The following is a 25787-nucleotide window of genomic DNA, read 5'->3' as shown; positions in this document are numbered from 1 at the left end:
TGCCAGCAAAGCTTGGCGCGGCCGGATCGCCCGAAGGACTGGGTCCCGGCTTTCGCCGGGATGACCGGATCGGAAACTCAGCTTTCGGTTTCTTCGCCGCCCTCGCTGTCCAGCGCCTCGTCGACCCCGCCTTCATCCCCGCCGCCGGAATCCGGCAACCGCTCGACCGACACGACCCGCTCGCCCTCGGCGGTGCGGAAGATGGTGACGCCCTGGCTCGACCGTCCGACGATTCGGACCTGACCCACGGGCGTGCGGATCATCTGCCCGCCCGAGGTGACCAGCAGCAGTTCGTCGCCGTCCTCGACCGGGAAGGAGGCCGCCAGACGCGTGCCGGCGCGGCCGCCCAGGCCGTGGGCGGTCAGCCCCTGCCCGCCCCGGCCCGTGCGCCGGTACTCATAGGCGGAAGACCGCTTGCCGAAGCCCGTGTCGGTGACGGTCAGGATGAACTGCTCTGCGGCGCCCAGCTCGGCGATGCGCTCGACGCTCAGGGCCGCGGCGTCGGCGGAGCCTTCGCCGCCCTCGTCGTCGGCCTCGACCGTCGGCGTCTCGTCCTCGCCGTCCGTCGCCCGGCGCATGGCCGAGGCGTGTTTGACGTAGGCGGCCCGCTCGTCCGGCGTCGCGTCGACCCGGCCCAGCACGGCCATGGAGATGACCTCGTCGCCCTTCTGCAGGCGCACGCCGCGCACGCCGGTCGAATCGCGGCCCTTGAACACGCGCACGTCGTCGGCCTTGAAGCGGATGGCGCGGCCCAGGGCGGTCGTCAGCATGACGTCGTCCTCGGCGGTGCACAGGGCCACCCCGACCATGTGGTCGCCCTCTTCCAGCTTCATGGCGATCTTGCCGGCCCGGTTGACGGTGGCGAAGTCGCTCAGCTTGTTCCGGCGCACGTCGCCGGACCGGGTCGCGAACATGATGTCGAGATTGGCCCACTCGGCCTCATCCTCCGGCAGCGGCAGGACGTTCATGATCGAATCGCCCGGCACGATCGGCAGCAGGTTGACGAACGCCTTGCCGCGCGACTGGGGATTGCCCAGCGGCAGACGCCAGGTCTTCAGCTTGTAGGCCTTGCCGTTGGTGGCGAAGAACAGCACCGGCGTATGGGTCGAGCACGAGAAGACGCCGACGACGGCGTCGTCTTCCTTCATCGCCACGCCGCTGCGGCCCTTGCCGCCGCGATGCTGGGTCCGATAGGCGTTCAGCGCCACGCGCTTGACGTAGCCGCCGTGGGTGACCGTCACGACCATGTCCTCGCGCGGGATCAGGTCCTCGTCTTCCAGTTCGAAATCGCCCTCGCCGATGACGGTGCGGCGCGGAACGGCGAACTCTTCGCGGACCAGCAGCAGATCCTCGCGGATCACGGCCAGGATGTTGGCGCGGTCGCTCAGCAGGGTCAGGTGGCCCTGGATGGTGTCGGCCAGACCGCGCGCCTCGGCGAAGATGTCGTCGCGGCCCAGGCCGGTCAGGCGGGACAGGGTCAGACCCAGGATGGCCCGCGCCTGTTCGTCGGTCAGGTTCAGCTTGTCGCCGTCGACCAGCATCGAGCGCGGGTCGGCGATCAGCTCGATCAGGGCGATCATGTCGCCCACCGGCCAGCTCTTGGCCTGCAGCCGCTCGCGCGCCTCGGCCGGATCGGCCGAGCTGCGGATGATGTGGATCACCTCGTCGATATTGGCCACGGCCACGGCAAGACCGACCAGCACATGGCCGCGGTCGCGAGCCTTGGCCAGTTCGAATTTGATGCGGCGGACGACCACCTCTTCCCGGAACTCGAGGAAGGCTTCCAGCAGCTGGCGCAGCCCCATCTGGATCGGGCGGCCGTGGTTCAGGGCCAGCATGTTGACGCCGAACGAGCTCTGCATCGCGGTGAAGCGCCACAGCTGGTTCAGCACCACGTCGCCGGACGCGTCACGCTTCAGCTCGATGACCATCCGCATGCCGTCGCGGTCGGATTCGTCGCGGACGTCGGAGATGCCCTCGATCCGCTTCTCGCGGACCATTTCGACGATGCGCTCGATCAGGGTCTGTTTGTTGACCTGATAGGGCAGCTGGGTGACGACGATGGCCTCACGGTCCTTGCGGATCGTCTCGATCGTCGCCTGGCCGCGCACCATGACCGAGCCGCGCCCGTCGCGCAGGGCGTTGCGCGGCGCGGTTCGGCCCATGATCTCGCCGCCCGTCGGGAAGTCGGGACCGGGCACGATGTCCAGCAGGGCGTCGTCGCTGATGTTGGGGTCGTCCAGCAAGGCGACGCAGGCGTCGACGATCTCGCCCAGATTATGCGGCGGGATATTGGTCGCCATGCCGACGGCGATGCCGCCCGCGCCATTGACCAGCAGGTTCGGGATCCGCGCCGGCAGGACGACGGGCTCCAGCTCCTTCTCGTCGTAGTTCGGCTGGAAATCGACCGTGTCCTTGTCGATATCGGTCAGCAGGGCCGAGGCCGCCGGGGCCATCCGGGCCTCGGTATAACGCATCGAGGCCGGCATATCGCCATCGACCGAGCCGAAATTGCCCTGGCCGTCGACCAGCATCAGCCCCATCGAGAACGGTTGGGCCATGCGCACCAGCGCCATATAGACCGAGGCGTCGCCGTGCGGGTGGAAACGGCCCAGCACGTCGCCGACGACCCGGGCGCACTTCGAATACGGCCGGTCCGGCGTCATCTTCAGATCGTGCATCGAATACAGGATGCGGCGGTGCACGGGCTTCAGTCCGTCCCGCGCGTCCGGCAGGGCGCGGCTCACGATCACGCTCATGGCGTAGTCGAGATACGAGCGCCTCAGCTCGTCCTCGATGGTGATGGTGGAGATGTCGCCGCCGCCGCCGCCCGAGACCGGGGGAAGCGCGTCGTTATAGCTGTCGTCAGTCAAGGAAATCAGGCTTTAAATGGCCGGAATCGGAACGTGATCCGCGAACGGGTTTTCTAGCATCCGGGAACCCCCGTGGCAAAGCCAGCCGGCCCCGGACACGCTCCCTCCACACAAGGATTCCAGCCCATGCGCCCCGCCCGCCTCTCCGCCCTCGCCGCCCTGCCCCTGATGGCCGCCCTGGGGGCCTGTGTCAGCGTGACGGCCGTGGACTATTCCGACGGCCCGGATCGCGCCGCGATCGGCGATTTCGGCGAGGCCACTCTGATGAATTCGTCGGGCGCCCGGGCCGGACGAGCCATCCTGACCCAGGGCGCGACCGGCCTGTTGATCCGTATCGAGGCCGAGGGCATGACCCCAGGCTGGCATGGCGTCCACATCCACGCCACGGGCCAGTGCGCGGCGCCCTTCACCTCGGCCGGCGGCCACATCAACCACGGCGACCCCAAGGCGACCCACGGCCTGCTGAACGCCGGCGGACCCGACGACGGCGACCTGCCCAATGTCTTCGCTGACCCCCGGGGCCGGGTGAACGCCGAGGTCTTCACCACCCGCGCCCGCATCGCCCGCGACGGCCCCGGCCAGTGGCTGTGGGACGCGGACGGCTCGGCCCTGGTCATCCACGCCAGCATGGACGACCAGACCAGCCAGCCCATCGGCGGCGCGGGCGACCGCGTCGTCTGCGGCGTGATGGCGGCCGGCTAGCGTGCGACCTGGATCAACGGGTCGGTCAGGTCGAATTCGACCCGGAAGTGGCGGTTCGCGCGCCTCAGTTCATACGCGAATGTCCGCCCGGGATGCACCTCGACGGCCCAGACATTGGTCGTCGACACCGCCGCATCGCCAGCGGTGAACAGCTCGATGGAGAACGCATCGACCGGGAACTCCTGGCGGTTCGCCGTCCCGGCCGAGGTCGTGTCGCCGCCGTACCAGTGCAGGCCGTCGGGCCTGCCCTCGGGATCGCGGTGATCGTGCTTCAGCGTCAGCCCGCCCTCTTCGTTGCGGCTGATCACCCAGGTCCGGGACGTGTCGTCGCCGACATGGAAGGGAATGCGGACCTCGTCCGGCGAACAGTCGCGCACGTGCATCACCAGCCGCGACCGGGCGAAGTTCGCGTCGGCGGCGTCGGTGCTCACCACCCGCCCCTCGAATCGCTGTCCGCACAGGGCGTTGAGACTGGCCATGAAGGCGTCCTGCTGCGGCGCGGGCGCCGGAACCGTGGCGCAGGCGGACAGGGCGAAGGCGGCGGCGAGGACGGCGAGCTGTTTCATCAGGCCAGCGTGGCACGGCCCGTTCATCTCGTCTAATCTGCCCACATGGCCGACACCGTGACGCTTCGCCTCACCATCGACGATCCGGTCCCCGGGGTGCGCTACAGCCTCCAGAAGGACGACCTGCCGTTCGAGCCCCTCACCGCCGGCGACGGCCCCGTCTCGTTCCAACTGCCGGTCACCCTGCATCCCGACGGCCGCCTCACCGGCCCGTTCGTGCGCCGTGAGGGCCCGCAGCGCCGTTTCGTCTACATCCGCATCGGCACGTCCGCGGGCGACCACGCCAGCGTCTGGAGCCGCCGCGCCAAGATCGATATCCACGACATCCCGCCGGCCCTGCTCACCCCCGGCGCCGTTCTGGAGGTCCATCTGCCCGGCCGCGGCAAGGACGGTTCGCCCGCCTGCGCCACCGTCCGGCGTCTCGGCGAATGGAAGGCCGCAAGTCGTCGTTGACTTCCGGTCGCGCCTGAGTATGTTCCGCGCCTCTTATTTCCAGCGGCTTTCGCCGTCGCAAAGGTAATTCCCGATGGCCAAGCCCGCCTCTATCAAGATCCGCCTGAACTCCTCGGCCGACACCGGCTTTTTCTACGTCACCAAGAAGAACGCCCGTACGATGACCGAGAAAATGGTCGTCAAGAAGTACGATCCCGTCGTGCGCAAGCACGTCGAGTTTAAGGAAGGCAAGATCAAGTAGGGCCAACGCCCTGCTGGACAAAAAAACGCCCGGCGGAAACGCCGGGCGTTTTTCTTTGGCGTGCTAGACTGATGTGATGAGTGATCCGACCGACGATCCGCAGGCCCCCGCCGCGCCCGAACCCGCCAGCGAGAGTCCCGTCCAGCGGGCGCTCCGGCTGAAGCAGGCGGCGATCAATGCGCGAGAGAAGCCGCCGCGGGGCGGCCGTTTCCAGCGCGAACAGGCCGCGCGCATCGCCACCGGCAAGTCCAAGCCCTGGATGAGCCGCTAACGCCCCTCACGCCGCCCGGGCGATGACCTGGTTCCGCCCGTGGGCCTTCGCCTCATAGACGCCCTCGTCGGCCCGCTTCAGCAGGGCCTCGGGCGTGTCGCCGTCCCCCGTGCTCGCCGCCACGCCCACCGAGACGGTGATCGTCAGCCCCTCGGCGCCGCCCATGATCGGGAACGGCTGGGACGCCACGTCGCGCCGGATGCGGTCGGCGACGCGCACGGCGTCCTCAATGCTCGCACCCGGCATGACCACCACGAACTCCTCGCCGCCCAGACGGCACGGCAGGTCGATGGCCCGCACATTGGTCGCCAGCCGCACCGCGAACTCGCGCAGCACCTCGTCGCCGGCGTCGTGGCCGAAGCTGTCATTGACCAGCTTGAAATGGTCCAGATCCATCATCAGCAGGGCCACGGGCTCGCCGCCCTGTCCCGCCCGGTTCATCAGCCCCTGCAGCTGCCCGGCCATGTAGCGGCGGTTGTGCAGCCCCGTCAGGGCGTCGGTGACCGCCATCTCCAGACTGTAGTCCAGCTTCTCCTTGAGGAAGTCGGCATAGCGTTTGCGCTTGATCTGGGTGCGCGTCCGCGCCTCCAGCTCCTCCGGATCCACCGGCCGGGGCAGGATGTCGTTGACCCCCAGCTCCAGCGCCTTCAGCAGGCGCGGCCGGTCGGCCTGATCGACCACCGCCAGGATCGGCAGACGCCGCGACGCCTCGGTCGAGCGCACCTGGGCCACGAACCTCAGGCCGTCGAACTCCGAGCTCGAAACATTGACGATCATCAGATCGACCGGCCCGCGCGCCGCGATCAGCGCAGCCGCCGGGTCGGACTCCACCGTCGGCCGGTGTTCCCCGGCCAGATGTTCGACCATCTTCTCGGCCTGACGCGCATTGTCATCGACGATCAGCACCCGCCCGCCCGATCCGCGCAGACGGCCCGCGCCGTCGGTGTCGACACCAATGCGGCGTCCCGTCTCCTCGCGCTCGCGCAGCTCGTCCATCACGGACTTCAGCCGCACCAGCGACTTCACCCGGGCGAACAGCACCACGTCGTCGATCGGCTTGGTGACGAAGTCGTCGGCCCCGGCCTCCAGCCCCTTGATCTTGTCCTCGCGCCCGTCCAGCGCGGTCACCAGCACCACGGGGATGTGGCGGGTCACGGGATCGGCCTTCAGCCGGCGGCAGGTCTCGAACCCGTCCATGCCGGGCATCATGACGTCCAGCAGGATGATGTCGGGCCGTTCGTCCGAGGCGATCTGCAGCGCCGTGGCGCCGTCGCAGGCGGTCAGCACCTCGTAATACTCGAGCGTCAGCTTGGCCTCGAGCAGGCGAACGTTCGGCTCGACGTCGTCAACAACCAGAATACGCGCCGTCATCGATCCCTACCCCAGATGTTTCCGAACCACGTCGAGGAAATGCATCACCGAGATCGGCTTGGAGATATACGCCTCGCATCCGCCCTGCCGGATGCGCTCCTCATCGCCCTTCATGGCGAAGGCGGTGACGGCGACGACGGGGATGTGGCTCAACTCCTCGTCGTCCTTGAGCCATTTGGTGACTTCCAGGCCGCTGATCTCCGGCAGCTGGATGTCCATCAGGATCAGGTCGGGCTTGTGCAGGCGCGCCAGGGCGAGCGCCTGGAGACCCTCGCGGGTCTGCAGGGTCTCATAGCCCTGGGAATCGAGCAGATCATGAAAGAGCTTCATGTTCAGCTCGTTATCCTCGACGATGAGGACTTTCTTGGACATCATCACCTGGCCTGTCGCCTCATGGAGTGCGGCTGCACGGAGGCTTGTCGCCTTCTTCGTGCACTGTGGCCCCACGGGTCTTAAGTTGGGGTGAAGCCCGTTTTTCCCGTCATCCTCGGGCTTGTCCCGAGGACCCATTTCTCCGTCGCATGAAAGACAGCGGTGAGGCACGATCGCGCCGCCATGATCCACCCTTTGCAACCGCACCGGCCGTGGGTCCTCGGGACAAGCCCGAGGATGACGGTGCCTGGGTGAAAGCCATCTGCCGCGACTGCCTCTGGACCGGCGACCACAAGGTCGACCGGTGCGAAGCCTGCGATTCGCGCCGCGTGGTCTGCCATGACGAGCTGGACCAGCTGACCATCGCCCACCTCGACTGCGACGCCTTCTACGCCTCGGTGGAAAAGCGCGACCGGCCCGAACTGCGCGACAAACCTGTCATCGTCGGCGGCGGAAAGCGTGGCGTGGTCTCGACCTGCTGCTACGTCGCGCGCCAGTACGGCGTTCACTCGGCCATGCCGATGTTCAAGGCGCTCAAGGCCTGCCCCGAGGCCGTCGTCATCAAGCCCGACTTCCGCAAATATATCGCCGCCAGCGAGGCCATCTTCGGCGCCGTGGGCAAACTGACGCCCCTGGTCCAGACCCTGTCGCTGGACGAGGCCTGGATCGGCCTGGCGGGCACCGAGCGCCTGAACGGCGGCCCACCCGCCTGGCAGCTGATTCGCCTGCAGAAACAGATCGAGGAAGACACGGGCCTGACTGTCTCGATCGGCCTGGCCCCCAATCGCTTCCTGGCCAAGGTGGCGTCCGAACTGGACAAGCCCCGCGGCTTTTCCGTTCTCGGCTCCGAGGCGAAGGACGTTCTGGCCCCCAAACCCATCCGCATCCTGCCCGGCGTCGGCCCGGTGTTCGCGAAGACCCTGAACAGCGACGGCTTCGCCACCGTCGGCGATCTGGCCGCCGCCGACGTCCGCGATCTGGTCAAACGCTATGGCGAGACCGGTCTGCGGCTGCATGACCTCGCCCACGGGCGCGACGCCCGGCTGGTCAATCCAGTCCACGACCGCAAGGGCATGAGCGCCGAGACCACCTTCAACGAGGACCTGACCTCGGCCGAGGATCTGGAAGCCGAACTCTGGCCCCTGTGCGAGAAGCTGGCGTCCAAGGCCCGCCGCGACGGCGTGGCCAGTCGGGTTCTGGTGCTGAAACTGCGCCGCACGGACTTCAGGATCATCACCCGCCGCATCTCCCTGCCCGAGCCGGTCCAGACCGCCCGCGCCCTGTTCGCGGCCGGCCGCGCCCTGATGGCCCCCGAACTGGGCCGACCCTACCGCCTGATCGGCATCGGCATGGGCGACGTGGTGGACGCCGTCGACGCCCCGGCCCTGTTCGACACGACCGAGACCCGGGCCCTGAAAACCGAAACCGCCATCGACGCGCTGCGGGCGAAATTCGGAGCGAAGGCGGTGGTGGCCGGGCGGGCGCTGAAGGATTGAGCCCCGCCCCCTCCTTGTCGTCATCCCGGCGAAGGCCGGGACCCAGTGGCGCGCGCGAGCGCGAACCTGTCGCGGACACATCGGAGCGCCCCAGAGTGCGTGAACAGATCGCCTTCGGCGCCGCTGGGTCCCGGCCTTCGCCGGGATGACGACAGAAATGATGAAGCGAGGAGAACCCAGCCCGCACACCCGTCACAGAACCATGATGACCACAAGGCCCGCCCCCGTCATAAGCGATCCCGTCACCTCCGGAGTCTCCATGCGCCCCCATCGTCGCGATCTTATCGCCGGCTCGGCCGCCGCCCTCGCCTTCGTCGGCCTGGCGCGCAACGCCCATGCGCAAACCGCCGTCGGCGCCGAGACCTACGTCAACCAGGTCGCCGGCTACGGCCCGCTGATTCGCGACCCCAACCGCCTGCTCGACCTGCCCGAGGGCTTTTCCTACCAGGTCATCTCCCAGAGCGGCGACACCATGGACGACGGCCTGTTCGTCCCGGGTCAGTTCGACGGCATGGGTTGTTTTCCCCTCGACGGGCCGCGCGTCGCCCTGGTCCGCAACCATGAACTGGGCAGCTCCAGCGGCCTCCACCGGAACCTCGGCCCCGGCGGCTTCCACCAGGAGCGCCTCGGCCTGCTGGATCCGGCCAGGGGCTATGACACCTACAAGGACGGCCGCCCCCTCCCCGGCGGCACGACCACCCTCGTCTACGACCTCGAGACCCGGCGGACCGTGCGCCAGTTCCTCTCGCTTTCGGGCACGAGCACCAACTGCTGCGGCGGCCACACGCCCTGGGGCAGCTGGCTGACCTGCGAGGAAACCGAGGCCACGCCCGCGGACGCCGATGTCGCCAGGGCGCACGGCTATGTCTTCGAGGTGCCCGCCACCGCCACCGGTCTGGTCGATCCCGTCCCGCTCAAGGCCATGGGCCGGTTCGACCACGAGGCCGCCTGCGTCGATCCCCGCACCGGCATCGTCTATCTGACCGAGGACAAGGTCGACGGCCTGTTCTACCGCTTCATCCCCACGACGCCCGGCAGGCTTGTCGAGGGCGGCCGCCTCCAGGCCATGGCCTTCCGTGACGCTCGCGGCGCGGACTCCTCCAACCACGAGACCCGCATCTGGTCCGTCGGCGACTGGCGCGAGATTGTCTGGATCGACATGGAGGACGTCGAAAGCCCCGCCGGCGACCTCCGCCAACGCGGCCATGCAGCCGGCGCGACGCTCGTGGCCCGCGGCGAAGGCATCTTCTGGGGCGACGGTGAAATGTATCTGACCGCCACCTCCGGCGGACCGATCCAGCGCGGCCAGATCCTGCGCTACGTCCCCTCGCGCTTCGAGGGCTCGCTTGGCGAGCGGCTGCGGCCGGGCCGGCTTCAGCTGTTCGTCGAAAGCACCGATGAAAAGACTATCAACATGGGCGACAATCTCTGCGTTGCGCCCTGGGGTCATCTGATCGTCTGCGAGGACAACTATTCCGCCGACATCCGCAACCATGTGAAAGGCGTCACGCCGGACGGGAAGCTCTACACGATCGCCCGCAACGTCTTCACCGGCAACGCCGAGTTCGCCGGGGCCTGCTTCTCGCCCGATGGCCAGGTGATGTTCGTCAACATCCAGTACCCCGGGATCACCTTCGCGATCAGAGGCCCCTGGACCTCGGTCCGGACGTAAACAGACGCGCCTGCGACCGTCGGACCAGCCACAGGTTTACCGTCGCCGCCGTCAGCACCAGCACCGCCCCCGCCTGATGCAACGCCCCGAGCCACAGCGGCGTGGCGTTCATCAGGGTGGCGACGCCCAATAACGCCTGCAGCCAGAGCACGGCCGCCACCACAAAGGCCGAAACGCCCAGCCCCTCGGCCAGCCGCCAGCGCCATGCCTGCACCGCATAGACCATGCCTCCGGTCAGCAGGGCGTAGGCCCAGACCCGGTGATTGAACTGCACCAGCGCCTGGTCGTGCAGGAAGGCCAGCGCCCCCTTGCCCCAGTCCACCGGCGCCAGGACCGCCCCGTTCATCATCGGCCAGTCGGTGTAGACGAAACCCGCCTTGGCCCCCGCGACCAGCCCGCCCAGCAGGCACTGAATGAAAACCGCGCCCAGCAGGACCGCCGCCCCCCGGCTCCACCCCTGGGGCGACCGCGAATGCGACTCGCCGTTCCAGGCCTCCAGCCCGGTCCAGATCAGTCCCATGAAGATCAGCAAGGCCAGGCCCAGGTGCGTCGCCAGCCGCTCGGGGGCGACGTCGACCCGTTCCGACAGCCCGCTGGACACCATCCACCAGCCGATGAACCCCTGCAGCCCGCCCAGCGCCAGCAGCACGGCGCAGCGCGCGATCAGCCGCCGCGGCATCAGTCGCAGGGCCAGAAACACCACGAAGGGCAGGAAGAAGACCGCCCCGATCAGACGCCCCAGCAGGCGATGCGCCCACTCCCACCAGAAGATGCCCTGGAACTCGCCCATGCTCATCCCGGCATTGACCTGGGCGTATTGCGGAATGGCCCGGTATTTCTCGAAGGCCTCATGCCAGTCAGCCGCGTTCATGGGCGGCAGGGCCCCCATGATCGGCTTCCACTCCGTGATCGACAGGCCCGAACCGGTCAGCCGTGTCACGCCGCCGACCACCACCATGGCGAACACCAGCACGGCGCAGGCGAACAGCCAGATGGCGACGGCCCGGCTCTGATCGCCTCCGATGAAACGCTTCATTCGACGCCCGCCGTCCCGACCGTTACAGTGCCGGCGCGTCTCTGGTCCGACGCCGGACTGAGCGGTATGCCCGCCCTGTGCGGCGAGATCGAGTCGCTTTTCGGCGTCGCATCGCCGCAAGTCAGGAGAGGCCGTTGCAGTACGCCGACATCGCCATCGCCGTTCTCGGGGCCTTCGCCCTGGCCTGGCTGGCCGACCTGGTCACCGGCCGCCGCGGCCTGTTCGCGACCTCGCTCGTCTCGGGCGTCGCCGCCGTCGTCGGCTGGTTCCTGGCCATCCGCGTCTTCGCCATCGGAACGATGGACGAATGGGGCTGGGTCGTCTGGGCGCTGACCGCCTCGGCCCTGGCCCTCGGCGGCTTCTTCCTGTTCCGGAGCAAGCGCTGACCATGGGTCCGCGGACACGCCGCTTCGTCGCCATGCTGGGCGTGATCGTCTTTCTCGCCGTCTGGATCTGGGGCGCGATCGCGATCCGGGGCCTGTTGCCGGCCTCGCCGCTGATCGACCTGCTGGTCTACGCCGTCGCCGGCATCGGCTGGGGCGTGCCCCTCTATCCGCTGTTCCGCTGGGCCGAGGGCGCGGACAGAAAGAAGTAACGGTTCAATTGCAAAGGGGCCGTCCTGAGACGACCCCTTCAACCAACCGATTTTCACAAGGAAAATGGTCGGAGCGACAGGATTCGAACCTGCGACCCCTTGACCCCCAGTCAAGTGCGCTACCAGGCTGCGCCACGCTCCGAGAGGCGCTCCCTATAGACGGGGTTCGCGGCGCCGCAAACCGAAAAAGCAGCCCTCAGGCGCTTCTCGACAGGACGGCTTCCAGCCGGGCCCGCGCGCCCTCCAGTTCGGCCAGCGCCTGACGCAGGCGGATGGACGGTGGACCGCTGGCGTTCGTGGCCGAAACCTCGACCGGCGCGCCCCCCTCCGGCTCGAAGGTCACCGTTCCGTCCGGATCGCCATAGTGGGCCAGACGCTTCAGCCCCTGCTCCTTGTGCAGCCGTTGCACGCCCTTGATGGTCAGGCCTTCCTCGTGCAGCAGCCGTTTGACGGCCCTCAGCACCACGATGTCCTGCGGCCGGTAGAAGCGCCGCCCCCCGGCCCGCTTGAGCGGTGTCAGGAACACGAATTTGGTCTCCCAGAAGCGCAGCACATGCTGGGGCGCGCCGACCTCGTCAGAGGCTTCTGAAATCGTCCGGAAAGCGTTCGGGCTCTTGGCCACGGGCGTCAGGCGCTCACGACAGCGTCGTGAACCCGGCCCTTCATGATCTGCGAGGCGCGGAAACTGATGACCCGGCGCGGATGGATCGCGGCGGGTTGACCCGTTTTCGGATTGCGGCCCATGCGGGCGCGTTTCTCGCGCACCTGGAAGACGCCGAAGCCTGACAATTTCACGGTCTCGCCGCGTTCGAGCGATTCGATGATCAGTTCGAGCGTGCGCTCGACCAGTGACGAGCACTCCTGTCGGGAAAGTCCGACCTCTTCATGCACCGCTTCACACAGGTCCGCGCGTGTCAGGGTCTGGTGTTCGGCCAAGGTCCGCTCCCCTCCAAAGGTCGGTCGCCGACATAAAAGGGCAAGCGTCGTCAAATGGAAAGCCGGAAATACGCCCTACAGACGAAACGCGCAGGCGCCCCAGGTCAGACCGCCGCCCATGGCCTCCAGCAGGATCAGATCGCCACGCTTGATGCGTCCATCCCGGATGGCGGCGTCAAGCGCCAGCGGAATCGACGCCGCCGATGTGTTGGCGTGCATGGCGACGGTGGTGATCACCTTGTTTTCGTCGAGTCCAAGCCGGTCGCCCACGCCCTTGATGATGCGCTGGTTGGCCTGGTGGGGCACGAACCAGTCGACGTCCGCGACTTCGATGTTGGAAGCGATACACGCGGCGGTGATGGCCTCGGCGATATTGACCACGGCGTGCCGGAACACCTGATTTCCCGCCATCCGCAGATGGCCGACCGTGCCCGTCGTGGCCGGACCGCCGTCGACGTACAGCAGATCGGTCTTGGTCCCGTCGCAGCGCAGGGCGAAGCCCAGCAGGCCCTGGTCTTCCTTGGTCCCCTGCCCCTCGCGAGGCTCGACGACGACCGCGCCGGCGCCGTCGCCGAACAGGACGCAGGTCGACCGGTCGGTCCAGTCCATCAGCCGCGTCATCTCCTCGGCGCCGATGACCAGGGCGCATTTCGCCATGCCGCGGGCGACGAAGCCGTCGGCGACGCTCAGCGCATAGACAAATCCCGAGCACACGGCCTGAATGTCAAAGGCGATGCAGGTCGGCGCGCCGATCTTGCGCTGGACGATCGAGGCGACCGACGGAAAGGTCATGTCAGGCGTGGTCGTGGCGACGATGATCAGGTCGACGTCTGCGGCCGTCCGGCCGGCGTCGACCAGGGCCCTCTTCGCCGCCTCGACCGCCAGATCGCTGGTCGGCTGGTCGTCGCGGGCCTTGTGCCGCTGGCGGATGCCCGTCCGTTCCTGAATCCACTCGTCGGAGGTGTCGACGATCTTCGCCAGGTCCGCGTTGGTGACGACCTGTTCCGGCAGGAATGAGCCTACGCCGGTCACGGCGCTGCGAATGACGCTCACTGGGGAGTCTCCATGGCCGATTCCGCGGGCGCGGTCGGCTGTTCCATGACGGCGGTCAGGCGGTTGAAGCTCTCGCTGACCTTGACCAGATAGTCGCTGCGGCCCAACTCGACCGCAATGCGGATGGCGTTGCCGAAGCCCTTGGCGTCTGCGCCCCCGTGGCTTTTCACCACGATTCCGTTCAGGCCAAGCAGCGGACCGCCGTTGATGGCGCTGGGGTCGATCTTCTGGCGCATGCGTCTCAGCGCCGGCAGGGCCAGCAAGGCTCCGGCCTGGGCCATGACACCAGAAGTCAGGGCCTCCTTCATCAGGGCCGAAATGAAACGGGCCACGCCCTCAGCTGTCTTCAACGCGATATTGCCGGTGAACCCGTCGGTGACGACCACGTCGACCGTACCCTTGGCGATGTCGTCGCCCTCGACGAAGCCCCTGTAGTCCAAGCCGAAGGCCTCGCCGCCCTCGCGCAGGATGCGGTTGGCCTCGCGGACCTCCTCATGGCCCTTCATGTCCTCGGACCCGACATTCAGAATGCCGATTGTGGGCCGGCGGCCGCTGCTGTGCACCGCTGCGTGGAAGGCCTCCCCCATGATGGCGAATTCGACCAGCTGTTCGGCATCGCTCTCGACGTTGGCGCCGACATCCAGCACCGCCGTCACGCCCTTGAGCGTCGGCCAGCTGGCCACGATGGCGGGTCGCTCCAGCCCGTGCGCCGACATCCGCAGCAGCAGTTTGGATATGGCCATCAGCGCGCCGGTGTTCCCCGCCGAAACGATGGCGCCCGCCTCGCCCAGCTTGACCGCCTCGATGGCGTTCCACAGGCTTGAGCCCTTGCCGCGACGCATCGCCTGGGCCGGCTTCTCGTCCATGGCCACCATCTTGTCAGTGTGGCGCACGATGCAGACCTCGTCCGTCAGCGCGCAGGTGGCCATTTCATGCCGGATGGCGGTCTCGTCTCCATGCAGCAGGAAACGCACGCCGTCGCCGCCGTGGCGTTTGCGGTAGTCGCGGACGCCTGCAACCACGACCGACGGACCGTGGTCCCCGCCCATGGCGTCGAGCGAAATCAGGATGGGGGATGACAAGCCGTTTCGACTCCGTCGCGCCGTCAGTCCGGCGCTTGTCAGTAAGGCGACGATAGCGCCGCCCCGGGGGGATGCAACCGCGCCGCCCCGACGTCAACCTTCGTCGGACGGACGCAGTTGCTTCAACACGGCGAAGGGCGAGATTTCGGCCGGTTCCGGCGGCTGGACGAACTCGGCGCCGGGCTTGCGGGGGAACGGGTCCAGCCGCAGGGCAAGCTGTTCGACCGCATACTGGCCCAGGTCGATCTGGCCGTCCTCGATCAGGTCAGGCGATTCGTCATCCAGGGTGATGACGATCTCGTCGGAATCCTCGTCCACCGCCTCGGCCAGGGTCAGGGAGAACGGCGCGTCGATCTCGACGGGCAAGGGCTCCAAGGTGATGCCGCAGATCTGGGCGAGGCTGGCGCGGACCCGTCCGGACAACCGCCAGCCGGCGTCCGTCGGAACAAGATCCATCTCGGCGGTGAAGGATTCCAGCGAGGCCAGATCCAGAGCCTTGGCGATCCGCGCTCGCGCCGCCGCGTCGGGCTCCAGCGTCCGCTTCACGCCGCCGGGGACCTGATGCAGGCGGACCGGCTCGCTGTACGGAAGGGTTGGAACGCTCATTTGACGACCTCCGCCCAGTCAGGCCCCGCCACGACCCCATCGAAATCCTGCGCCGCCAGACGGCCCCGGCTGGCCAGCGCATAGTCCGCAAGCGCAGCCCCGGCCGCGGGATCGTCGCTCTCATAGACGTTGCGCGCCAGACCGACGGACAACGCCGCGGCGTCACCCTCGCGCAGGGGACCCTCATAGGCGGTCATCCGGCCGTACAGGGCCTCGCCCAGCTTGCGCATTTTCTTGCCCACCGAGATGTCTCCGACACCCAGTTCGCGCAGGGCGTGGTCCAGCGACGAAACATAGGTGTTGAACAGATCCTGACCGGCCTGCGCCCCGCGCTCGCCCTCGTCGCGCAGGCGCATGACCAGCAACAGCACATGCAGGGTGTAGAGCTCGAACCGCGCATCGATGCGGTCGGCGACGCCCAGCGCCGTATAGAAGCCCGGGTCGCGCGCCTGGCGCACCGCCAGTTCATACAGCGGCTGGCCCAGACGCTCTCGGGGGCGGGTACGGAACAGATTCTGAAGCATGATCATGCGGCCCCTTTTCCGCCGCGCCGTTGAACTAAGGCTCGGGTCCGGTTAGGTCAAAGACCTTGTTGAAGTCGCAGGCGCCGCAAATGCTCCGTTCCAAGCTCCTTATCGCCGTTTTGTCCGCCACGGCCCTTACGGCCGCGTGCGCCCCGGTGGTGGGTCAGAACGGTTTCCAAGCCATCGACGCCAAGCCGGCCGACATCGTCGCCGGCACGGACACCAAACAGACCGTGCTGACCAAGCTGGGTACGCCGTCGACGACCTCGACCTTCGAGCGTGACAGCATCTGGTACTACATCAGCCAGGTCACCGAGAAATACACCTACAACCGCGCCCACGTGACCCAGCGGTCGGTGACCGAAATCACCTTCAACGAGGCCGGTCAGGTTTCGGCTGTCAACAATCTCGGTCTCGAGGACGGCCAGGTCGTCGCCATGAACGGCCGCGAGACGCCGACCCGCGGCCGCCAGCTGACGATCCTCGAGCAACTGCTCGGCAACGTCGGCCGCGGCCAGCTGCCCCGCACCGACGAAGACACGCCCGGCCAGCAACGCCGGGACGACTAGGTCTCCCGACCAGGCAGAACGAAGAAGGCCCCGGAGATCGCTCTCCGGGGCCTCTTTCTTTTTCAGGATGGCCGGCCTCTCCGGCGAACCGGAGAGGCCGTTCAAACTCAGGCGATCTTGCCGCTCGCCAGCACCGCCAGAAGAAGCAGGGCGACGATGTTGGTGATCTTGATCATCGGATTCACCGCCGGGCCGGAGGTGTCCTTGTAGGGATCCCCGACCGTGTCGCCGGTCACCGCGGCCTTGTGCGCCTCGGAGCCCTTGCCGTGGACGACGCCGTTCTTGTCGGTGAAGCCCTCTTCGATCACCTTCTTGGCGTTGTCCCACGCGCCGCCGCCCGACGTCATCGAGATGGCGACGAACAGGCCGGTGACGATCACGCCCATCAGCATGGCGCCCAGGGCCGCGAACGCGGTGGCCTTGTCCGAGATCATGAGGACGGCCACAAACAGCACGATCGGCGACAGGACGGGCAACAGCGACGGCACGATCATCTCGCGGATCGCCGCCTTGGTCAGGATGTCGACGGCCCGGCCGTACTCGGGCTTGACCTCATAGGTCATGATGCCCGGGTTCTCGCGGAACTGGCGACGGACCTCTTCCACGACCGATTCAGCAGCCCGGCCGACCGCCATCATGGACATTCCGCCGAACAGGAAGGGCAGCAGTCCCCCGAACAACAGGCCGACGACGACATAGGGATTGGTCAGGCCGAAATCGATCTCGCCCATGCCCGCGAAGAACGGGAACAGGTCGGGGTTGGCGGCGAAATAGTTCAGGTCCGACGTATAGGCCGCGAACAGCACCAGGGCGCCCAAGCCCGCGGAACCGATCGCATAGCCCTTGGTCACCGCCTTGGTGGTGTTGCCGACGGCGTCCAGGGCGTCCGTCACGTGACGCACGTCCGAGGGCAGGCTCGCCATCTCGGCGATGCCGCCGGCGTTGTCGGTGACCGGACCGAAGGCGTCCAGCGCCACGATCATCCCCGCCACGCCCAGCATGGTCGTGGTGGCGATGGCGATGCCGAACAGGCCCGCCAGCTGATAGCTGGCGACGATGCCGACGATGATCGTCAGCGCCGGAAGCGCCGTGGACTCCAGCGAAACGGCCAGGCCCTGGATCACATTGGTGCCATGGCCCGAAACCGAGGCGTTGGCGACCGAGCGCACCGGCCGGAAGTTGGAGCCGGTGTAGTATTCGGTGATCACCACGATGGCCGCGGTGACGCCCAGACCGACCAGGCCGGACCAGAACAGGCTCATAGGCTCGATGACCAGACCGCTGGTCGTCGTGACCGGGCCGGTCACCAGGTTGGTGATGACCCACCAGACCGCACCGACCGACAGGACGCCGGTGACGATCAGGCCCTGGTACAGGGCGCCCATGATGTTCTGGCTCTTGCCCAGACGGACAAAGAAGCTGCCGATGATCGAGGTCACCACGCAGATGGCGCAGATGGCCAGCGGCAGCAGCATCATGGTTTCGACATAGGGCTGGTCGCGGAAGAAGATCGCCGCCAGCACCATCGTCGCCACCGTCGTCACCGCATAGGTCTCGAACAGGTCGGCGGCCATGCCGGCGCAGTCGCCGACGTTGTCGCCGACATTGTCGGCGATGGTCGCGGCGTTGCGGGGGTCATCCTCGGGGATGCCGGCCTCGACCTTGCCCACCATGTCGCCGCCCACGTCGGCGCCCTTGGTGAAGATGCCGCCGCCCAGACGGGCGAAGATGGAGATCAGCGAGGCGCCGAAGCCCAGGGCCACCAGACCGTCGATGACCTCGCGGCTGGTGGACTCAAAGCCCGCGCCGGCGGTCAGGAAGGCGTAGTAGCCGGCCACGCCCAGAAGCGCGCCGCCCGCCACGAACATGCCGGTGATGGCGCCCGACCGGAAGGCCAGGTCCAGACCCTTGGCGAGGCTCTCGGACGCCGCCTGCGCGGTGCGGACGTTGGCCCGGACCGAGATCAGCATGCCCGCGAACCCGGCGAGGCCCGAAAGCACCGCGCCGATGACGAAGCCTATGGCCGCCCAGGGGCCGATCAGCAGATACGCCGCGATCAGGATGACGACCCCGACCATGGCGATGGTGGTGTACTGGCGGCGCAGATAGGCCGAGGCCCCTTCCTGGATCGCCGCGGCGATCTCGCGCATCTTGTCGTTGCCGGTGCTGGCCTTCATCAACGCGGCGGTCTGGACGAGGCCGTAAAGCACTCCCAGCGCGCCCGCGGCGATGACCAGCCACAGATAGTTACTCATGGCGTTTCCAAACCCTGTGTGTTCAGGCGCCCGGTTCCTTGGCGCGGCGGGCGTTATTCGCCTCTGTCCGCCTTCCGGTCCCCCCGTGCGCACCGGACGCATGTTGCGTCCTTGGGGAATTGCGGCGGAAACGTGCCAAATGCCGGGGGCCGACGCAACAGCGTTGGTGAACGAAGTTCAGCCAGCGGTGACGCCGGTGCGGCGGCGGGGCGCCTGGCTGACGATCTCGACGCGCACCACCGAGCCGCGTCCAGCTATCACAGCGGCCGATCGCATCAGGCTGGCGGACAGGGCGGCCTCATCGATCCGCGTCCAGTCATCCGGCACAAGAAACGGCGTCCGGTGTCCGGCGCGGACCAGGGCGTCGCGCAGATAGGCTTCCTTGAGGCGCATCGATTCGGGCGTGGCCGACCCGCCCAGATGCATGCGCAGGGAGACGAAGACATAGTTCCGCAGACGCCCGCCGGCGATGACCGGCAGCCCCACGCCGGGCATGCTGATGCTCGCGCCGCTGGGCGCGGGTCTGTCGCTGGCCATGGCCCCGTTCCCGGCGACGAGAACCGGCAGGGCGGCGGAGGCGGCGATGAGGTCACGACGGCGCATGGCGGCACCTTGACGGCCACGCCTTGAGATTTCGTTGTCAGCCGTGGGTAAAACCCGGCTTGTCGAAGGGTACCGGCTGCCCGGCGAAACGGGCGATGACCCCCTGCCCCGCCGTCACGCGGCCGATTCGCGTCAGGCGCAGATGCCGGCGCTCGGCCTCGCGCCGGATGGCGGCTTCATCGCGAGGTCCGACCGTAAAGGCGACCTCATAGTCGTCACCGCCGGTGACCAGCTTTTCCAGCGCTGCCTGCTCGTCGACGCGGCCGTCGAACCACGCCTGGCCGGCGGCCGACAGCGGCACGTTTTCCAGATCGATCTCGATGCGCACCCGCCCGGCTTCCGCCAGATGGCCGAGATCGGCGATCAGCCCGTCGGAGATGTCGATGGCCGAGGTGGCCATATCCCGCACCGGGTCCGCGAATTCCGTACGCGGCGTCGGGATCCGGTAGTGGTCCGACAAGGCGGCGATCCGTTCAGGATCCAGCGACAGCCTGCCCCGCACCGCCTCCAGTCCCAGCCAGCCGTCGCCGATGGCGCCGGTCACGAACACCAGGTCACCCGCCCGGGCGCCAGCGCGGCCGACGGTTCGCCCCTTGGGGATCCAGCCAAGCATGGTCATGGAAAAGCTGGCCGGGCCCGGCGTCACGACCGTGTCGCCGCCCAGCAAGGCGACGCCGAACGCCTTCTGGTCGACACGCAGGCCGTCGCAGAACGCCATCCGCTCGGGCCAGCCGCAACGCTCGGACCAGTGGCAGGCCAGCAGATAGCCGAACGGCTCGGCCCCCTTGGCGGCCAGGTCCGACAGGTTCACCCGCATCAGCTTGCGGGCCACGGTGTCCAGCGGGTCGTCCGGCAGGAAGTGAACGCCCTCGACGATGGCGTCCTTGGTCAGAACCAGATCGTGCCCGGCGCGTGAGGGCACCACGGCGACATCATCCAGCAACCCCCGTCCCCACTCGGGATGGGCCAGGGGCGCGAACAGGCGGCGGATGGTCTCGAACTCGCCTGCGACATCGACCGCGGGCATGTCCGTGTCAGCCCCTGGGCCGGGCGTCTCGGGCGACGCCGTCCAGCGCCGCGTTGACGAATTTGGCTTCGGCGTCGTCGAAGAAGGCCTTGGCCAGTTCCACATATTCGTCGATGACGATCTCGCGCGGCACGTCCTGGCGTTCGCGCAGTTCCCACGCCCCGGCCCTGAGCAGGGCCCGAAGGGTGGAGTCGAGACGTTCCATCCGCCAGTTGGACGCCAGCCGCGCCTTGACCGCGTCGTCGATGTCGCGCTGGCCGCTGACCACGCCCCGCACGATCCCGGCGAACCAGTCCTCGTCGGCCTCGGCGAGGGGTTCGCCCTCGATGTCGGCGTCGAAGCGATGGTTGGAAAACTCGGAGATGACGGTCTCGACGCCCTCGCCGGCCAGCTCCATCTGATAGAGGGCCTGGACGGCCGCGAGGCGCGCGACGGTGCGCGCGCGGCGCTGGCGGCTGGTCAGTTGCGGTTCTGCGCGCTGTTTCTCGGCCTCTGCGAGCTGGGCGAGGACGGACTGGAGGCTGGCGGGTTCGGTCACGCGCCCAGTCCTACGCGCAGCCGCTTGCGCAAGGCAATGAGGTCGAGACAGGCGCGCGCCGCGCCGCCGCCCTTGTCGCCCTCGCTGATGCGGGCCCGGGCCCAGGCCTGGTCCTCGTCCTCGGTCGTCAGGATGCCGTTTCCGATGACGACGCCGTTAAGCCCCAGATTGCGGAGCCCCGCCGCCGACTGATCCGAGACGATCTCGAAATGGTAGGTCTCGCCGCGGATCACGCAGCCCAGGGCGACGAAACCGTCGTAGCGCGGCGCGGTTGGGTAGCGGCCAGCCTCGACAGCCAGGGCGATGGCCGTCGGCACTTCGAGCGCGCCAGGCACGGAGACCACGTCGAACTCCGCGTTCCGAGCCCGCAGGGCGTCCTTCGCCCCTTCCAGCAGGGCGTCGGCCAGATCGTCATAGAAGCGCGCCTCGACGATGAGGACGCGGGGGGGATCGCTCAGGATTGGTCTTCTCCGTCCATGTCGCGCCAGCCGACGATGCGCAGGCCGTAGCCTTCCAGCGCAGCGGGATTGGGGCGGGTCGAGCTCATCACGATCATGTCGCGCACGCCGAGATCCAGCAGGATCTGCGCGCCGACGCCGTAGTTGCGGATCGAGCGGTCGACCGCGACGGGTTTCTCAACGCCCGCCAGCCGCTCCGCAAGGCCGTGCAGGTCAGGATCGCGGAGGAAGACAGTCACGCCCGCCCCCGGATGGTCGCTGATCACTTTCAGGGCCTTGGGAATATAGCTTTGCCGCGCCTCGACATGGCCCAGCAGGTCGGCGGCGAAATCGACCTGGTGCATGCGCACCAGCGTCGGCTTGCCCGGCTCGATCTTGCCGTGAACCAGCGCCACATGCTCGGCGCCCTCGATGGTGTTCCGGTACAGCATCAGGCGGAACGGCCCGCCGTGGACGCTCTCGAACGGCGTATCCATGATCCGCTCGACATAGCGTTCGGTGCGGCGGCGATAGGCGATCAGGTCGGCGATGGTGCCGATCTTCATTCCGTGCAGCTGGGCGAAGGCGACGAGGTCCGGCATCCGCGCCATCGATCCGTCGTCGTTCATGATCTCGCAGATCACGCCGGCGGGCGTAAGGCCGGCCATGCGGCTGATATCGACCGCGGCCTCGGTGTGGCCGGTGCGGACCAGCACGCCGCCGTCGCGGGCGACCAGCGGGAACACATGGCCGGGCGAGACGATGTCGTCGGCGCCACGGGTCGGGTCCGCCGCCACCTGCACCGTGCGGGCGCGGTCGGCGGCCGAAATGCCGGTGGTCACGCCCTCGCGCGCCTCGATCGAGACGGTGAAGGCCGTGCCCATGCTCTCGCGGTTCTCGGCCGCCATCGGCGGCAGGCGCAGCTGGCGGGCGCGGTCGGCGGTGATGGCGAGGCAGATCAGGCCGCGGGCGTGCCGAGCCATGAAATTGATCTGGTCCGGCGTGGCGAACTGGGCCGGAATGATGATGTCGCCCTCGTTCTCGCGATCCTCGGCGTCGACGAGGATGTAGGGCTTGCCGTTGCGGGCGTCCTCGAGGATGTCCTCGATGGGGCTGATCGGGCTGTCGTTCATGTTCGCGGCCAGTTGCATCACGCCGTCTCCTGCCACCGCGCGAGGTATCGCGCCAGCATGTCGATCTCGAGGTTGACCGCGTCGCCCGGTTTGAGGGCCCCGAGCGTGGTCGCTTCCCAGGTGTGGGGGATGATATTCAGACCGAAGGTCCGATCCTCGACGGCGTTGACGGTCAGGGAGACGCCGTCGACCGTGATCGAGCCCTTGGCGGCGATATAGCGGTGCAGCGGCGCCGGGGCCTCGATGTCGATGCGGTGCGAGCCGCCTTCGGGCGTGACCGAGACAACCCGGCCCAGACCATCGACATGGCCCGAGACGACATGGCCGCCCATTTCGTCGCCCAGTTTCGCGGCGCGCTCGAGGTTGACGCGGTGGCCCTCGGCCCAGTCTCCGAGGGTGGTCTTCGACAGGGTTTCCCCCGAGACCTCGACGGCGAACCAGCCGGGGCCCTTCTCGGTCACGGTCAGGCAGCAGCCGGCGTGGCTGATCGAGGCGCCGAGGTCGACGCCGGCGGTGTCGAAGGCGGTCTCGATCTCATAGCGACGGTCGCGCGCGGTCTGGCGGACCGAACGGACCCGGCCAATGTCGGTGACGATTCCGGTGAACACTCAACGCCCTCCCGGCGAGGGCCGCCGTACGTCAAAACCGGTCGCAGGCCGGCGAAGGCTAGCGGATCGCGTCATAGCGTTCCCACAGATCGTCGCCGACCGGTTCGGCGGACACTCGCCGGAAGGTGGGGGCATCGGCCAGCTTCGCAAGGCCGAGCGCCGCCACGCAGGGTCGCCCCTCGGCCCCAAGCAGGATCGGGGCGCGGAACCACTCCAGCCGATCCACGAGGCCGGCTCGCAGGAAACTGGCCGCCACCTGCCCGCCGCCCTCGATCAGCACCGATGAAACGCCCCGGCGTTTCAGGGCGCCGAGGCTGGCGACGACCGACGGGCGCTCCTGGTCGGCCTCGACGCGTTCAACGACGGCGGTCCCGACGGGCGCGGGCTCGGAAACGGTGAGGATCAGGCTGTCGCCGTTTGCGACCTTCGACGTGGGGGGCGTGCGCAGGCGACTGTCCAGCACCACCCGCAACGGCTGGTCTACAGGCCGGCCCGGAAGCCGCGCCGTCAGTTCGGGGTCGTCCGCGAGTACAGTCTCGACGCCCACCAGAATGGCGTCATGAGCGGCCCTGAGGCGATGGCCTTCCAGCCGCGCCGCCTCGCCCGTGATCCACTGACTCTCGCCCGTGGCCGTGGCGATCCGGCCGTCCAGCGATGTGGCCAGCTTCAGGGTGACGCGGATCCTTTGATCCGGGGGGCGCATCAGTTTTCGTCCAGACCCTCGTCGCCCAGGAAACGCGCGAAGTCGCCGGTGTGGCGGAAGTCCTTGTAGACCGAGGCGTAGCGGACGTAGGCGACCTCATCGACCGACTTCAGCGCCTTCATGATGAAGTCGCCGACGGTCGAGGACGGGATCTCTGTCTCGCCGAGGCTTTCCAGCTGGCGGGTTATGCGGCTGACCAGCTGTTCGACCTGTTCGGCCTGCACCGGACGCTTGCGCAGGGCGACGTTCAGCGACCGCTCCAGCTTGTCGCGGTCGAAGGGGGTGCGGCGGCCGTTACGCTTGAGGATCATCAGCTCGCGCAGCTGCACCCGTTCGAAAGTGGTGAAACGCCCGCTGCACTGCGGGCAGGACCGGCGGCGGCGGATGGCGGCGCCGTCGTCGGACGGGCGGCTGTCCTTCACCTGGGTGTCCTGATTTCCGCAGAAGGGGCATTTCATCAGCGGGTTATCCGTAGATCGGGAAGCGGCGCGTGAGCTCACGCACCTCGCCCGCGACGCGTTGGGACACGCCGGCGTCGGCCTCGTCCGTGCCCTTCATGGAATCGATGATGTCGGCGATCCAGTGGCCGACCTGCTGGAACTCGCCGACGCCGAAGCCGCGCGTGGTGCCGGCGGGGGTGCCCAGACGGACGCCCGAGGTGACGGTGAAGGGGGCGGTGTCGAAGGGGACGCCGTTCTTGTTGCAGGTCATCAGGGCATGTTCGAGGGCCGCCTCGGTAGCCTTGCCGGTGACGCCCTTGGGCCGCAGGTCGACCAGCATCAGATGGCTGTCGGTGCCGCCCGAGACGATGGCCGCGCCGCGCTCGACCAGCACGGCGGCCAGGGCCCGGGCGTTGGTCACGACCTGTTGGGCATAGAGTTTGAATTCTGGCTTGAGCGCCTCGCCGAAGGCCACGGCCTTGGCGGCGATGACATGCTCCAGCGGCCCGCCCTGCAGGCCCGGGAAGACCGCCGAATTGATCTTCTTGCCCAGTTCGATGTCGTTCGACAGCACCATGCCGCCGCGCGGCCCGCGCAGGGTCTTGTGCGTCGTGGTGGTGACGACGTGGGCGTGGGGCAGCGGGTCGGGATAGACGCCGCCGGCGATCAGGCCGGCATAGTGGGCCATGTCGACCATCAGATAGGCGCCCACGCTGTCGGCGATCTCGCGGAACCGCTTGAAGTCGATGTGGCGGCTGTAGGCCGAGGCGCCGGCCAGGATCAGCTTCGGCTTCTCCTTCTCGGCCATCTCGGCGACGTGGTCATAGTCGATCAGGCAGTCGCTCTCGCGCACCTTGTAGGTCACCGGCCGGAACCATTTGCCCGACTGGTTGGCGGGCGAACCGTGGGTCAGGTGGCCGCCGGCCGCCAGATCCATGCCGAGGAAGGTGTCGCCGGGGGTCAGCAGGGCCTGGAACACCGCCTGGTTGGCCTGGGCGCCCGAGTGCGGCTGGACGTTGGCGAAGGCGCAGCCGAACAGCGCCTTGGCGCGCTCGCGGGCGAGGTTTTCGGTGACGTCGACGTATTCGCAGCCGCCATAGTAGCGCCGGCCCGGATAGCCTTCGGCGTATTTATTGGTCAGGACCGAGCCTTGCGCCTCCAGCACCGCCCTGGAGACGATGTTCTCGGAGGCGATCAGCTCGATCTGCTCCTTCTGGCGGCCCAGTTCGCCCTGGATGCCGCCGAAGATGTCGGGATCGGCCTCGGCGAGGGTCTTCGAAAAATAGTCGGCGTGGGTGAAGGCGGTCACTGGAATCCCCGAAGCTCTGGCGGCGAACCATTTAGGCCCGACGCCGGTTCACCACAACATCTTGTGGTCAGCGGGCGGCCAGCGCCCGTTTCAGCTTGCCGATGGCGATCCGCTCCAGGCCCGCGCGCTCGGTGACCGGCCCGACGGCGGACGCCTCCACACCGGTCGCAACGTGCACGGCCGAGCATTTCAGGTATGGCCCGTTGCGGGTCAGTTCGACGATAATCTCGCCGAGGCCTGGCTCAGGCGACGGCAGGAAGGCGCGCCACGTTGCAGTGTGTCCACAGCCGGTCCATCGCCTTGACGAGGTCGTCCA

Annotated in this window: 31 protein-coding genes and 1 tRNA gene; 9 read left to right on the top strand and 23 right to left on the bottom strand. The window is 68.0% G+C overall.

Translation table 11 applies throughout. From position 1 onward, the window contains the following. Positions 1–77: 77 nt before the first annotated feature. Positions 78–2873, bottom strand: coding sequence for a DNA gyrase subunit A (gene gyrA, locus PSV23_RS11390; RefSeq protein WP_300469016.1), 2796 nt, complete (start codon positions 2871–2873; stop codon positions 78–80). 126 nt (positions 2874–2999) lie between these two features. On the opposite strand from gyrA, the gene PSV23_RS11385 reads away from it, so the two are divergent. After that, complete coding sequence (locus tag PSV23_RS11385; protein WP_300469013.1) at positions 3000–3575, top strand: superoxide dismutase family protein; 576 nt, start codon at positions 3000–3002, stop codon at positions 3573–3575. Here PSV23_RS11385 and PSV23_RS11380 read toward each other — a convergent pair. Beyond that, complete coding sequence (locus tag PSV23_RS11380; RefSeq protein WP_300469011.1) at positions 3572–4141, bottom strand: hypothetical protein; 570 nt, start codon at positions 4139–4141, stop codon at positions 3572–3574. The two genes, PSV23_RS11385 and PSV23_RS11380, sit on opposite strands and share 4 nt — an antisense overlap. Before the next feature lie 45 nt (positions 4142–4186). On the opposite strand from PSV23_RS11380, the gene PSV23_RS11375 reads away from it, so the two are divergent. The 3 genes from PSV23_RS11375 to PSV23_RS11365 all read left to right on the top strand — a co-directional run bounded on the left by PSV23_RS11375 (position 4187) and on the right by PSV23_RS11365 (position 5106). Beyond that, positions 4187–4594, top strand: coding sequence for a DUF5990 family protein (locus PSV23_RS11375; RefSeq protein ID WP_300469009.1), 408 nt, complete (start codon positions 4187–4189; stop codon positions 4592–4594). 73 nt (positions 4595–4667) lie between these two features. Beyond that, entirely contained in the window at positions 4668–4835 is a 168-nt protein-coding gene (rpmG, locus tag PSV23_RS11370; protein WP_055830646.1) for a 50S ribosomal protein L33, read from the top strand. A 76-nt stretch (positions 4836–4911) separates the two neighbouring features. Then, the gene (locus PSV23_RS11365; protein WP_300469007.1) at positions 4912–5106 is read left to right on the top strand and encodes a hypothetical protein; all 195 of its coding nucleotides are present in this window, start codon (positions 4912–4914) and stop codon (positions 5104–5106) included. Positions 5107–5112: 6 nt separating this feature from the next. Here PSV23_RS11365 and PSV23_RS11360 read toward each other — a convergent pair whose 3' ends face one another. After that, on the bottom strand, positions 5113–6477 hold the full coding sequence (locus PSV23_RS11360) for a PleD family two-component system response regulator (RefSeq protein WP_300469005.1): 1365 nt from the start codon (positions 6475–6477) through the stop codon (positions 5113–5115). A gap of 6 nt (positions 6478–6483) precedes the next feature. Next, a complete protein-coding gene (locus PSV23_RS11355) occupies positions 6484–6849 on the bottom strand; it encodes a response regulator (RefSeq protein ID WP_055830736.1) in 366 nt (121 codons plus the stop codon). 251 nt (positions 6850–7100) lie between these two features. On the opposite strand from PSV23_RS11355, the gene PSV23_RS11350 reads away from it, so the two are divergent. Together PSV23_RS11350 and PSV23_RS11345 are read left to right on the top strand one after the other, a co-directional pair. Next, positions 7101–8345 (top strand): DNA polymerase IV, encoded by a 1245-nt coding sequence (locus PSV23_RS11350; protein WP_300469003.1) that lies wholly within the window; start codon positions 7101–7103, stop codon positions 8343–8345. Between the two features lie 259 nt (positions 8346–8604). Further along, complete coding sequence (locus PSV23_RS11345) at positions 8605–10017, top strand: alkaline phosphatase PhoX (protein WP_300469001.1); 1413 nt, start codon at positions 8605–8607, stop codon at positions 10015–10017. Here PSV23_RS11345 and PSV23_RS11340 read toward each other — a convergent pair. Then, the gene (locus PSV23_RS11340) at positions 9986–11053 is read right to left on the bottom strand and encodes a COX15/CtaA family protein (protein ID WP_300468999.1); all 1068 of its coding nucleotides are present in this window, start codon (positions 11051–11053) and stop codon (positions 9986–9988) included. The two genes, PSV23_RS11345 and PSV23_RS11340, sit on opposite strands and share 32 nt — an antisense overlap. 134 nt (positions 11054–11187) lie before the next feature. Here PSV23_RS11340 and PSV23_RS11335 point away from each other — a divergent pair, with 134 nt between their 5' ends. Together PSV23_RS11335 and PSV23_RS11330 are read left to right on the top strand one after the other, a co-directional pair. Continuing rightward, a complete protein-coding gene (locus PSV23_RS11335) occupies positions 11188–11439 on the top strand; it encodes a transglycosylase (protein ID WP_300468997.1) in 252 nt (83 codons plus the stop codon). 2 nt (positions 11440–11441) lie between these two features. Next, on the top strand, positions 11442–11648 hold the full coding sequence (locus tag PSV23_RS11330; RefSeq protein WP_300468995.1) for a DUF2842 domain-containing protein: 207 nt from the start codon (positions 11442–11444) through the stop codon (positions 11646–11648). A 65-nt stretch (positions 11649–11713) separates the two neighbouring features. On the opposite strand, the gene PSV23_RS11325 is transcribed toward PSV23_RS11330, so the two are convergent. The 7 genes from PSV23_RS11325 to PSV23_RS11295 form a co-directional block, all read right to left on the bottom strand. Beyond that, positions 11714–11790 (bottom strand) — tRNA-Pro (locus tag PSV23_RS11325). 54 nt (positions 11791–11844) lie between these two features. Beyond that, positions 11845–12270 (bottom strand): MerR family transcriptional regulator, encoded by a 426-nt coding sequence (locus PSV23_RS11320; RefSeq protein ID WP_300468993.1) that lies wholly within the window; start codon positions 12268–12270, stop codon positions 11845–11847. Between the two features lie 5 nt (positions 12271–12275). Continuing rightward, on the bottom strand, positions 12276–12584 hold the full coding sequence (locus PSV23_RS11315) for an integration host factor subunit alpha (protein ID WP_300468990.1): 309 nt from the start codon (positions 12582–12584) through the stop codon (positions 12276–12278). Between the two features lie 75 nt (positions 12585–12659). Beyond that, entirely contained in the window at positions 12660–13637 is a 978-nt protein-coding gene (locus PSV23_RS11310) for a beta-ketoacyl-ACP synthase III (RefSeq protein WP_300468988.1), read from the bottom strand. Next, on the bottom strand, positions 13634–14719 hold the full coding sequence (gene plsX, locus PSV23_RS11305; protein WP_300468986.1) for a phosphate acyltransferase PlsX: 1086 nt from the start codon (positions 14717–14719) through the stop codon (positions 13634–13636). The genes PSV23_RS11310 and plsX overlap by 4 nt, the downstream gene beginning before the upstream one ends. A gap of 93 nt (positions 14720–14812) precedes the next feature. Then, entirely contained in the window at positions 14813–15325 is a 513-nt protein-coding gene (locus PSV23_RS11300; protein ID WP_300468984.1) for a DUF177 domain-containing protein, read from the bottom strand. After that, entirely contained in the window at positions 15322–15855 is a 534-nt protein-coding gene (locus PSV23_RS11295) for a ubiquinol-cytochrome C chaperone family protein (protein ID WP_300468982.1), read from the bottom strand. Before PSV23_RS11295 ends, PSV23_RS11300 begins: the two co-directional genes overlap by 4 nt. Before the next feature lie 83 nt (positions 15856–15938). Here PSV23_RS11295 and PSV23_RS11290 point away from each other — a divergent pair, with 83 nt between their 5' ends. Further along, a complete protein-coding gene (locus PSV23_RS11290) occupies positions 15939–16418 on the top strand; it encodes an outer membrane protein assembly factor BamE (RefSeq protein WP_300468980.1) in 480 nt (159 codons plus the stop codon). Positions 16419–16525: 107 nt separating this feature from the next. Here PSV23_RS11290 and PSV23_RS11285 read toward each other — a convergent pair whose 3' ends face one another. From PSV23_RS11285 to PSV23_RS11235, 11 genes are all read right to left on the bottom strand, one after another. Further along, positions 16526–18673 carry a sodium-translocating pyrophosphatase gene (locus tag PSV23_RS11285; protein WP_300468978.1) on the bottom strand — a complete coding sequence of 716 codons (2148 nt, stop codon included), beginning with the start codon at positions 18671–18673 and terminating at the stop codon, positions 16526–16528. A gap of 177 nt (positions 18674–18850) precedes the next feature. Further along, positions 18851–19276 (bottom strand): hypothetical protein, encoded by a 426-nt coding sequence (locus PSV23_RS11280; RefSeq protein WP_300468976.1) that lies wholly within the window; start codon positions 19274–19276, stop codon positions 18851–18853. A 37-nt stretch (positions 19277–19313) separates the two neighbouring features. Beyond that, the gene (thiL, locus tag PSV23_RS11275; protein WP_300468974.1) at positions 19314–20303 is read right to left on the bottom strand and encodes a thiamine-phosphate kinase; all 990 of its coding nucleotides are present in this window, start codon (positions 20301–20303) and stop codon (positions 19314–19316) included. A 7-nt stretch (positions 20304–20310) separates the two neighbouring features. Beyond that, complete coding sequence (gene nusB / locus PSV23_RS11270) at positions 20311–20841, bottom strand: transcription antitermination factor NusB (RefSeq protein WP_300468972.1); 531 nt, start codon at positions 20839–20841, stop codon at positions 20311–20313. Continuing rightward, on the bottom strand, positions 20838–21299 hold the full coding sequence (gene ribH, locus PSV23_RS11265) for a 6,7-dimethyl-8-ribityllumazine synthase (RefSeq protein ID WP_300469284.1): 462 nt from the start codon (positions 21297–21299) through the stop codon (positions 20838–20840). The genes nusB and ribH overlap by 4 nt, the downstream gene beginning before the upstream one ends. After that, the gene (gene ribB / locus PSV23_RS11260) at positions 21296–22429 is read right to left on the bottom strand and encodes a 3,4-dihydroxy-2-butanone-4-phosphate synthase (protein ID WP_300468969.1); all 1134 of its coding nucleotides are present in this window, start codon (positions 22427–22429) and stop codon (positions 21296–21298) included. Before ribB ends, ribH begins: the two co-directional genes overlap by 4 nt. Then, the gene (locus PSV23_RS11255; protein ID WP_300468966.1) at positions 22429–23019 is read right to left on the bottom strand and encodes a riboflavin synthase; all 591 of its coding nucleotides are present in this window, start codon (positions 23017–23019) and stop codon (positions 22429–22431) included. Before PSV23_RS11255 ends, ribB begins: the two co-directional genes overlap by 1 nt. A gap of 58 nt (positions 23020–23077) precedes the next feature. Beyond that, positions 23078–23722: a RibD family protein gene (locus PSV23_RS11250; protein WP_300468963.1), complete on the bottom strand. Its 645-nt coding sequence runs from the start codon at positions 23720–23722 to the stop codon at positions 23078–23080. Then, positions 23722–24180 (bottom strand): transcriptional regulator NrdR, encoded by a 459-nt coding sequence (gene nrdR, locus PSV23_RS11245; RefSeq protein ID WP_300468960.1) that lies wholly within the window; start codon positions 24178–24180, stop codon positions 23722–23724. Before nrdR ends, PSV23_RS11250 begins: the two co-directional genes overlap by 1 nt. 7 nt (positions 24181–24187) lie before the next feature. Continuing rightward, the gene (gene glyA / locus PSV23_RS11240; protein ID WP_300468958.1) at positions 24188–25471 is read right to left on the bottom strand and encodes a serine hydroxymethyltransferase; all 1284 of its coding nucleotides are present in this window, start codon (positions 25469–25471) and stop codon (positions 24188–24190) included. Between the two features lie 67 nt (positions 25472–25538). Beyond that, a partial coding sequence (locus tag PSV23_RS11235; protein WP_300468956.1) for a hypothetical protein occupies positions 25539–25787 on the bottom strand: 249 nt, incomplete at its 5' end.

It is taken from the genome of Brevundimonas sp. (assembly GCF_029946145.1).
GTDB lineage: Bacteria > Pseudomonadota > Alphaproteobacteria > Caulobacterales > Caulobacteraceae > Brevundimonas.
This window is presented reverse-complemented; position numbering and strand designations above follow the sequence as displayed.